At 65.3% G+C, this 8,727-nt stretch carries 9 protein-coding genes; 8 read left to right on the plus strand and 1 reads right to left on the minus strand.

The features are described 5' to 3' along the window. Window positions 1-31 precede the first annotated feature (31 nt). The gene (locus QH195_RS35260; protein WP_432278841.1) at window positions 32-319 is read left to right on the plus strand and encodes an SDR family NAD(P)-dependent oxidoreductase; all 288 of its coding nucleotides are present in this window, start codon (window positions 32-34) and stop codon (window positions 317-319) included. Between the two features lie 262 nt (window positions 320-581). On the opposite strand, the gene QH195_RS17105 is transcribed toward QH195_RS35260, so the two are convergent. Further along, complete coding sequence (locus QH195_RS17105) at window positions 582-1,349, minus strand: acyl-[acyl-carrier-protein] thioesterase (protein ID WP_280423254.1); 768 nt, start codon at window positions 1,347-1,349, stop codon at window positions 582-584. A gap of 485 nt (window positions 1,350-1,834) precedes the next feature. Between QH195_RS17105 and QH195_RS17110 the strand changes: the two genes are divergently transcribed. From QH195_RS17110 to tuf, 7 genes are all read left to right on the plus strand, one after another. Continuing rightward, entirely contained in the window at window positions 1,835-2,809 is a 975-nt protein-coding gene (locus tag QH195_RS17110; RefSeq protein ID WP_280436128.1) for an NADPH:quinone oxidoreductase family protein, read from the plus strand. Window positions 2,810-2,887: 78 nt separating this feature from the next. Beyond that, window positions 2,888-3,418, plus strand: coding sequence for a DUF3558 domain-containing protein (locus QH195_RS17115; protein ID WP_280423256.1), 531 nt, complete (start codon window positions 2,888-2,890; stop codon window positions 3,416-3,418). Window positions 3,419-3,422: 4 nt separating this feature from the next. Beyond that, window positions 3,423-3,983, plus strand: coding sequence for a DUF3558 domain-containing protein (locus QH195_RS17120; RefSeq protein WP_280423257.1), 561 nt, complete (start codon window positions 3,423-3,425; stop codon window positions 3,981-3,983). Window positions 3,984-4,385: 402 nt separating this feature from the next. After that, the gene (gene rpsL, locus QH195_RS17125) at window positions 4,386-4,760 is read left to right on the plus strand and encodes a 30S ribosomal protein S12 (RefSeq protein WP_014353064.1); all 375 of its coding nucleotides are present in this window, start codon (window positions 4,386-4,388) and stop codon (window positions 4,758-4,760) included. A 1-nt stretch (window position 4,761) separates the two neighbouring features. Continuing rightward, window positions 4,762-5,232 carry a 30S ribosomal protein S7 gene (gene rpsG / locus QH195_RS17130; RefSeq protein WP_014353063.1) on the plus strand — a complete coding sequence of 157 codons (471 nt, stop codon included), beginning with the start codon at window positions 4,762-4,764 and terminating at the stop codon, window positions 5,230-5,232. A 129-nt stretch (window positions 5,233-5,361) separates the two neighbouring features. Beyond that, on the plus strand, window positions 5,362-7,464 hold the full coding sequence (fusA, locus tag QH195_RS17135; RefSeq protein WP_280423258.1) for an elongation factor G: 2,103 nt from the start codon (window positions 5,362-5,364) through the stop codon (window positions 7,462-7,464). Between the two features lie 136 nt (window positions 7,465-7,600). After that, window positions 7,601-8,727 (plus strand): elongation factor Tu (tuf, locus tag QH195_RS17140; protein WP_280423259.1); only part of this gene is annotated, 1,127 nt, incomplete at its 3' end.

Consider the following 8,727-nt stretch of genomic DNA (forward strand, 5'->3'; position numbering starts at 1 on the left):
CCTGTGCCGTACACCGAGAAGGACAGGAAATATGGAGATTCAGGGAGCACGTGCAGTCGTCGTCGGAGGCGCCTCCGGAATGGGCCGGGCCAGCGCCGAATTGCTCGCCGCACGCGGAGCGAAGGTCGTAGTCGTCGACCGCCCCCCCACGGCGGGCCGCAAGGTCGCCGCCGGCCTCGGTGGGTACTTGATCGAGGGCGATGTGCCCGAACACGCACCGCCCCCCCCCCCCCCGCGCCTCGTCTGTGGCCTTTCGCATGTCCGGCCTGATTCGGCTCCGTGGCCGGGCGGCCGACCACAGACCGTCCAGCGGGCCTGATGCCGGTCGGTCCTGACCTCGGCAGTGATCACGCTGCAGCTCGACGTTCGACCGGCGCGGCCACTGTCCGCACCGAACAGCGGCCGCCGCTCGCGGCCCCCCGGGACGACCGGCCCGCATAAGCGTTCCGGCACACGCGCACCGCGTCGAGGAACTTTCGACTGCGGCCGCGGGCGGGGGTGCTCCGATGTCTTCGGGTCGCATGTAGTGCAACGCGGGCGGGGCCGATCGAGCGAGGCCCCGCGCTGTCTACTCCGAAGGTCTACAGCGGCGCGATCCGGACGATGGTGGTGGTGATTCCGTCGACCACGAACCACAAGCGCAAGGTAGGGCGTGCGTGCCGGTCGCCGGGTTCGTACCGGCTGCGGACGCTGATGTGCTGGCGCGCCAGCACCGGCGCGACGTATTCGATCACGGCCCGATGCGGACCGCTGGCCAGTTTGGGATAGTCCACGAGATACTGCTCCACCGCCTGCCAATAGCAGGCGTTGTTCACGTGGTTGTACTGGTCGATATCGGTGGCACGCAGCGGAAACGGCAGATCGGTATCGGATTCCGGGGGAGCGGGATCGGTGAGCCAGGGCCGCCAGCGCAGCCGTTGCTCATTGGTGGTCTGCGCCAGATAGGCCAAACCCGCGTCACTGATCCGGGCCGGCATATTGTTGGCCTCGTTGATCTTGATCCAGAAACCCTCGGTCTCGATCAGGCCGCCGCGGTCGCTGGTTATCCGCACCCGCATATTCGACCAGCGGGTGGACATACTCGAACACCAGCGCAGCAGGTGCACGGTATCGGGCCACCGCACGGGCCGGATCACGTCGATTACGGTGCGCCGGATTATCCAGTTGGGGTCGGTCTGCTCCAGGATGGATTGCTGGAGGTGTTCCCAGGCGATGTCCTGGAGGTAGCGGGCGATACCGTCGAGACGCAGACGGTTGTACGGGTCCACGTCACCGGCTCGCACCGGCCACGCCGAAACGAACCCCATGCCCTCCTGGGGAAGCGGGGCGAGTGGCTGATCGAGTGACACTTGCGCTCCTCGCGCGGCGGGTCGCGCCGCGGTACTTCTACTGAGTTCCTGAGCAAAGACTTTACGGTGACGTGCGTAACCCGGCGTCGGTGGTAGGTCGGTAATCGACGTAGCCCGGTTCCCTTGGACACGCCCACCGCACCTGGCACATTGCTCAGCGAGCCGTACCGTTCGATGGCGTAGCGGGTGCCGGCGATGATCAACGCGATGAGTGCGGCCTCGGAATCGTCGATGTCGTAACCGTTCTCCCGGAGTTTGCGGATCGCTTCGTCGATCCATTGCTTCTGGTCCAGGTGGGCATGGTGGTGGGTACTCCCGCGGCGGCGGCAGGCTGACGGGCCCCGGCCCGCGACCCCGAAACCACCGCCACGAACACTCTGGACTTCCCGCGGCCGCGACCGATAGTTTGGGGTGGACGGGTGGATTGGTACATATCAGCCGGTGCGTCTCATGCTCGCCGGTGGACAAACGAAAGAGGTCGGCATATGCGCGCAGCTCAGGTCAGCAAACTCGAAGGACCGGAAGCGATCGAGATCGTCGACATCCCGGAGCCGAAACCGCTGGCCGGTGGGGTCGTCATCGACGTCCACGCCGCCGGGGTCGCGTTCCCGGACGTGCTGATGACCCGTGGGCTGTATCAGATGAAGCCCGAGATGCCGTTCGTCGTCGGTGGTGAGGTCGCGGGTGTGGTCCGGGAAGCCCCGGAGGGCGCGCATGTGCGACCGGGCGACCGCGTCTGCGCCCTGACCATGCTCGGGAACGCCATGGCCGAGGTGACCACCACGGCCGCCGAGATGGTTTTCAAGCTTCCGGACAACATCTCCTTCGAAGAGGGCGCCGGAATTCTCTTCAACGATATGACCGTGCACTTCTGCCTGCGCAACCGTGGCCGGCTCGCCGAAGGCGAAACCGTTCTCGTACACGGCGCGGCCGGTGGGATCGGCACCTCGACCCTGCGCATGGCGGCCGCGCTGGGTGCCGGACGGGTGATCGCGGTGGTGAGTACCGAGGCGAAGGCCGAAATCGCCCGGGCCCAGGGCGCCACCGATGTGGTGCTCACCGACGGCTGGCTCGATCGCGTCAAGGAACTCACCGGCAACCGCGGTGTCGATATCGTCCTCGACCCGGTGGGTGGCGACCGCTTCACCGACAGCATCCGCTCGCTGGCGCGCGGTGGACGGTTGTTGGTGGTGGGCTTCACCGGCGGTGATATCCCCACGGTCAAAGTGAATCGCCTGCTGCTCAAGAACGTCGAGGTCGTCGGCGCCGGCTGGGGCGAATGGATGCTGTCGCACCCGGGCTACCTGACCGAGCAGTGGGCCGAGGTGGGGCCGCTGTTCGAGGCCGGCAAGATCGCGCCCCCGCAGCCGGTGCTGTTCCCGCTGGAGCAGGCCGCGCAGGCCGTGGCCTCACTGGAAAACCGTGCTGCCACTGGCAAGGTCGTGGTCACCGTGCGCTGAGCCGGCGCCGGCGGCGCGGGATCCGCGGGCCACCTGCGCCGCCGTCGGGACCGCGGTTTCGTCGGTATTGTTCACATCATGCGGATCAGGTCGGCGATAGTCCTCGGGTTAACCGCGGCGTTTGCTCTGACGGGGTGCGGTTCCGATGCCGGCTCCGAAGAAGCCGACGGTCCGCGGGGGCCCGTCCCCGAGGTTGCCGCGCTGGGCCCGTTCGTGGGGGAGTGCGGGCACGTCACCGACGACGAGGTCCGCGATATCGGGGGGCTCGGCCAGGTCGCGCAGTCGTTCAAGAACGCGGTCGGCTGTAACTGGCAGTCCGGCGGGCTGGGGGGCGCCTCCATCACGTTCGCGTCGTATCGGGGCAGTCCGCTGGAACGGGAGAAGGCCTGGGTCACCACGCACGGCCGGCCGCCGGAGCCGATCACCGTGGGCGGACGTCCCGGCTTCGCGGCATTGGACTCGGACAGCCGTATCTGCGATCTGGCCGTGCAGCTCGACGACGATTTCTTCGAATGGTCGACCGCGCTGGGCAGCTATTCCGATATCGGTGGCAACCCGTGTGATCGCAGCCGCGCGCTCGCCGAACTGACCATCGAGCGGCTGGAGTGAGACGATGACCTTCCGCGAACGAGCCGGCCGCGGCCGGATCCGCACGGTGGCCGCGTCGGCGGCGATACTTATGGCGGCCGTTCTCGGCGCCGGCTGCGGTAGCACGGTGGACGGCACCGCCCTACCGGTCGGTGGCGGCGAAACGGTCGATACCGCACAGATCGACAAATTGCTCCGCGAATGCGATGTGGTCACCGACCAGCAGATCATCGACGCGCTCGGCGGTAATACCTACATCAGCGATTCGTTCTTCGGCGCGGTGTGCATGTGGGATATCGGCGGCGGTTCCGGAATGCTCACGCTGAACTGGTATGAGAACGGATCGCTGCGCAACGAGCAGGAGACCAACGACAAACTCGGCTACACCAGCACGAAGACCACGGTGCAGGGCACGATCGCGCTGGAGATCCGCCGGCCGAACGATCCCAACTCCTGCGGTATGACGGCCAGTGCGGCCGATTCGGGAGTTATCGGCTGGTGGGTGAACTCGTCGCCCGGCGCCACTGCCGACCCCTGCGCGGCCGCGAAGAAACTGCTGGAATTGACTCTGAACATCGCCAGATAGGAATCGGTCTCCTGGACGGGTCGCTCGCGTAGGTGCCGAGTGGCCGCGTTCGCGGAGGCTCGGGTGTGGCGCCGGGAACAAGGGCCGGGGCGTGGTCGTTGAATTGCCAGTCGGCGTCCGTCCTGTCCGGAGCGCGCGGCCATATCACACTGCACCCCTGTTTTGACCCCTCTTGCTACGTCCGAGTACAGTGGACGGCTGTGCCCGGAAGGATACGGGCAAGTTCGAGCGCAGACGTAGGCCAGCGAGAGCGGCTGACGATTCCAGCGTGCCTGTAAATCGGGCCCTGAACTGCGCACGACACGCCCGACCTCGGGACGCGAGAAACGTGGTTGGACGTGCGGGTGAAAGCTCGATGAACAGACCTGACACCGCCAGAACCGATTAAAGGAAAGCCGGTCTATGCCAACCATCAACCAGCTGGTCCGTAAGGGTCGCCGCGACAAGGTCGCCAAGACCAAGACCGCGGCCCTCAAGGGGAGCCCGCAGCGTCGTGGCGTGTGCACCCGCGTGTACACCACCACCCCGAAGAAGCCGAACTCCGCGCTCCGCAAGGTCGCGCGTGTTCGCCTGACCAGCGCGGTCGAGGTCACGGCCTACATCCCCGGCGAAGGCCACAACCTGCAGGAGCACTCGATGGTGCTCGTTCGCGGCGGTCGTGTGAAGGACCTTCCCGGTGTGCGTTACAAGATCATTCGCGGTTCGCTGGACACCCAGGGTGTGAAGAACCGTAAGCAGGCCCGCAGCCGTTACGGCGCCAAGAAGGAGAAGAGCTGATATGCCGCGCAAGGGCCCCGCTCCCAAGCGTCCGCTGATCAACGATCCGGTCTACGGGTCGCCGCTGGTCACGCAGCTGGTCAACAAGATCCTGCTCGACGGTAAGAAGTCCACCGCCGAACGCATCGTCTACGGTGCGCTGGAGCAGGCGCGGGAGAAGACCGGCACCGATCCGGTCGTCACCCTCAAGCGCGCGCTGGACAACGTCAAGCCGTCGCTCGAGGTCAAGCCCCGTCGCGTCGGTGGCGCCACCTACCAGGTGCCGGTCGAGGTTCGCCCCGGTCGCGCCAACACCCTGGCCCTGCGCTGGCTGGTGAACTTCTCCCGGGCCCGCCGGGAGAAGACCATGGTCGAGCGCCTGGCCAACGAACTGCTCGATGCCAGCAACGGTCTGGGTGCCTCGGTGAAGCGTCGTGAGGACACCCACAAGATGGCCGAGTCCAACCGGGCCTTCGCGCACTACCGCTGGTGATGTCTGCCCGGCCCAACGCTACGGGCTCGGGAGGCGTACGGAAGCTCGGCTTCCGCCTTTGACAACAGATGACGACCGCTACAGGTCGTCGGCGAGAATCCCAACTAGCTACGAGCGGGGAAGATTTCCGTGGCACAGGACGTGCTCACCGACCTGAACAAGGTCCGCAACATCGGCATCATGGCCCACATCGATGCGGGCAAGACCACCACTACCGAACGCATCCTCTTCTACACCGGTGTGAACTACAAGATCGGCGAAACCCATGACGGGGCGTCGACCACCGACTGGATGGAGCAGGAGCAGGAGCGCGGTATCACCATCACCTCCGCGGCGGTGACCTGCTTCTGGAACCAGAACCAGATCAACATCATCGACACCCCCGGCCACGTCGACTTCACCGTCGAGGTGGAGCGCAGCCTGCGCGTGCTCGATGGCGCCGTCGCCGTCTTCGACGGCAAGGAGGGCGTGGAGCCGCAGTCCGAGCAGGTGTGGCGTCAGGCCGACAAGTACGACGTGCCGCGGATCTGCTTCGTCAACAAGATGGACAAGCTCGGTGCGGATTTCTACTTCACCGTGCAGACCATCAAGGACCGCCTCGGCGCCAAGCCGCTGGTCATCCAGCTGCCGATCGGTGCGGAGGACTCCTTCGAAGGTGTCGTCGACCTGGTGGAGATGAAGGCCAAGGTCTGGACCGGCGAAACCAAGCTGGGCGAGAAGTACGAACTGCAGGACATCCCGGCCGATCTGGTCGAGAAGGCCGAGCAGTACCGGCAGGAACTGCTGGAAACCGTGGCGGAGTCCGACGAGGCGCTGCTGGACAAGTTCTTCGGCGGTGAAGAGCTCTCGATCGACGAGATCAAGGGCGCCATCCGCAAGATGACGGTCAACTCCGAGCTCTACCCGGTGCTGTGTGGTTCGGCGTTCAAGAACAAGGGCGTGCAGCCCATGCTCGACGCCGTCGTGGACTACCTCCCCTCGCCGCTGGACGTCGAGTCGGTGCAGGGTCACGCGCCGAACAAAGAGGACGAGGTTCTCACCCGTAAGCCGAGTGCCGACGAGCCGTTCGCCGCGCTGGCGTTCAAGATCGCCGTGCACCCGTTCTTCGGCAAGCTGACCTACGTCCGCGTCTACTCGGGCAAGGTCGACTCCGGCGCCCAGGTCATCAACGCGACCAAGGGCAAGAAGGAGCGTCTGGGCAAGCTGTTCCAGATGCACTCCAACAAGGAGAACCCGGTACCCCAGGTCAGCGCCGGCCATATCTACGCGGTCATCGGCCTGAAGGACACCACCACCGGTGACACCCTGTGCGATCCGAACAGCCAGATCGTGCTGGAGTCCATGACCTTCCCGGACCCGGTCATCGAGGTCTCCATCGAGCCGAAGACCAAGTCCGACCAGGAGAAGCTGGGCACCGCGATCCAGAAGCTCGCCGAAGAGGATCCGACCTTCACGGTGAAGCTGGACCAGGAGACCGGCCAGACCGTCATCGGCGGTATGGGCGAGCTGCATCTGGACATCCTCGTGGACCGGATGAAGCGCGAATTCAAGGTCGAGGCGAACGTCGGCAAGCCGCAGGTCGCCTATCGCGAGACCATCACCAAGAAGGTCGAGAAGCTCGAGTTCACCCATAAGAAGCAGACGGGTGGTTCGGGTCAGTTCGCGAAGGTCATCATCGGCCTGGAGCCGTTCGTCGGCGAGGACGGCGCCCACTACGAGTTCGAGAACAAGGTCACCGGCGGCCGCGTGCCGAAGGAATACATCCCTTCGGTGGACGCGGGTGCGCAGGACGCCATGCAGTACGGTGTGCTCGCCGGTTACCCGCTGGTCAACCTGAAGGTGACCCTGCTCGACGGTGCTTACCACGACGTCGACTCCTCGGAGATGGCGTTCAAGATCGCCGGCGCGCAGGCGCTCAAGGAAGCGGCCCGCAAGGCCGGTCCGGTGATCCTCGAACCGCTGATGGCGGTCGAGGTCACCACGCCCGAGGACTACATGGGCGACGTGATCGGCGACCTGAACTCCCGCCGTGGCCAGATCCAGGCCATGGAGGAACGCAGTGGTGCCCGTGTCGTCAAGGCGCTGGTTCCGCTCTCGGAGATGTTCGGCTACATCGGTGACCTGCGGTCGAAGACCCAGGGCCGGGCGAACTACTCCATGGTGTTCGATTCGTACGCGGAGGTTCCGGCCAACGTGTCGAAGGAGATCATCGCCAAGGCGACCGGCGAGTAAGTACCCCTCCGGGGCGGGTAGCTCGCCCGTCCCGGATCTCCCGGGAGTTTGTACAACCGTTAGTTCCCCACATATGTGGGGATGACCCCCGCACTGCTGCAACTGCAAGCACCAACAAGTCCAGGAGGACCACACAGTGGCGAAGGCGAAGTTCGAGCGGACAAAGCCGCACGTCAACATCGGCACCATCGGTCACGTCGACCACGGCAAGACCACGCTGACCGCAGCGATCACCAAGGTGCTGGCGGAGAAGTACCCCGATCTGAACGAGAGCTTTGCCTTCGATCAGATCGACAAGGCGCCGGAGGAGAAGGCTCGTGGTATCACGATCAACATCTCCCACGTCGAGTACCAGACCGAGAAGCGTCACTACGCTCACGTCGACGCCCCCGGTCACGCCGACTACATCAAGAACATGATCACCGGTGCGGCGCAGATGGACGGTGCCATCCTCGTGGTCGCCGCCACCGACGGCCCGATGCCGCAGACCCGTGAGCACGTGCTGCTCGCCCGTCAGGTCGGCGTGCCCTACATCCTGGTCGCGCTGAACAAGTCGGACATGGTCGACGACGAGGAAATCCTCGAGCTCGTCGAGATGGAGGTCCGCGAGCTGCTGGCTTCGCAGGAGTTCGACGAGGACGCCCCCGTCGTGCGTGTTTCCGGCCTGAAGGCGCTGGAGGGCGACGAGAAGTGGAGCGAATCCATCGTCGAGCTGATGAACGCGGTCGACGAGTCCATCCCGGACCCGGTGCGTGAGACCGACAAGCCGTTCCTGATGCCGATCGAGGACGTCTTCACCATCACCGGTCGTGGCACCGTTGTCACCGGTCGTGTGGAGCGCGGTGTGGTCAACCTCAACGAGGAAGTCGAGATCGTCGGCATCCGCCCGGAGAAGACCAAGACCACCATCACCGGTATCGAGATGTTCCGCAAGATGCTGGACACCGCGCAGGCCGGCGACAACGCGGGTCTGCTGATCCGTGGTATCAAGCGCGAGGACGTGGAGCGCGGCCAGGTCGTCATCAAGCCGGGCACCACCACCCCGCACACCGAGTTCGAGGGTCAGGCCTACATCCTGTCCAAGGACGAGGGTGGCCGCCACACCCCGTTCTTCAACAACTACCGTCCGCAGTTCTACTTCCGTACCACGGACGTGACGGGCGTTGTGACCCTGCCCGAGGGCACCGAAATGGTTATGCCCGGCGACAACACCGAGATGTCGGTGAAGCTGATCCAGCCGGTCGCCATGGACGAGGGTCTGCG

Source organism: Nocardia carnea, from assembly GCF_029868855.1.
Lineage (GTDB): Bacteria > Actinomycetota > Actinomycetes > Mycobacteriales > Mycobacteriaceae > Nocardia > Nocardia carnea_A.